Origin of the sequence: Xylophilus sp. ASV27 (assembly GCF_016428875.1) — a bacterium.
Lineage (GTDB): Bacteria > Pseudomonadota > Gammaproteobacteria > Burkholderiales > Burkholderiaceae_C > Xylophilus.
In genome coordinates, this window is sequence record NZ_JAELTO010000246.1 from 1 (window position 1) to 1,017 (window position 1,017).

Below are 1,017 nucleotides of genomic sequence, written 5' to 3' on the forward strand. Positions count from 1 at the left end.
GACCAGCCGCACCGCCTCTTGCTTGAATTCGAGCGTGTAGCGCGCTCTCGTCGTCTTCCTCATTTACGTCTTCCTTGCTTGTATTGAAACACTCAGCAAGGGATACGTTTTTCGAGGGCAAGGTCAGCGCTTCGACGCCTTGCTCTCATCGTGGCCCGCTGACGTACGGGATCACACGTCGATGCTTGCCCAAAGCTCGTTCACGGTTTGACATCGGCGTTCGTCGCCGTGCCCTGCAGGGGCCGCCGCAATACCGAAGGCCAGGGCACTTCGGAATCAACGGCGGGTTTCAACTGGAACAAGTGGCGCCTTTGAATCGGAATCGGCGGCGCTTTTACTGTGGAATACGCAACTCGGTCGGTGTCACGCGCCAGTACTGCGGGATGCTGGGCAAGCAGGACAACTGCCAGGTGGCTGTGAGCATCTCGCTTGCAAGCAAACAGGGCAGCCTGCCCGTGGCTTGGCAGCTGTACCTGCCCGAGGCCTGGGCGGCAGATGCTGAACGCCGCGCCAAGGCTGGCGTTCCCGAGGAGGTTCGTTTCGCCACGAAGACACAGATCGCGCTGCAGCAGCTGCGTAGGCTGCTGGACGAAGGCGCACCGCGCCATTGCGTGCTGGCCGATGCGGGATACGGTGTGGACAACGCTTTTCGTCAGGCGCTCAGCGACATGGGCCTGCTCTACGCGGTGGGCGTCACATCTGCCCTCGTGGTCTGGCCGCCTGGCGTTCAGCCGCTGCCACCCCAGCCTTACAGCGGCATGGGCCGCCCGCCAGTAGTGCCCAGGCGCACGGCGGCGCTGCAGCCCATGAGCGTCAAGGCATTGGCGCAGTCGCTTCCAAGCCGAGCGTTCCAGAACGTCAGTTGGCGCGAGGGAACCCATGACACGCTCAACGGCCGCTTTGCGGCCGTGCGGGTGCGCCACGCCGGCGGCAATACGGGCAAGGCACGTCTGCATCCCGAGCAGTGGCTGCTCATCGAGTGGCCGGCAAACGATGCCGAACCGAGCAAATACTTCT

At 63.3% G+C, this 1,017-nt stretch carries 1 pseudogene; it reads left to right on the forward strand.

Annotated elements, in window-relative coordinates:
- Positions 1-347 precede the first annotated feature (347 nt).
- Positions 348-1,017 (forward strand): annotated as a pseudogene (locus tag JHD63_RS22670) (IS701 family transposase); the annotation flags it as partial.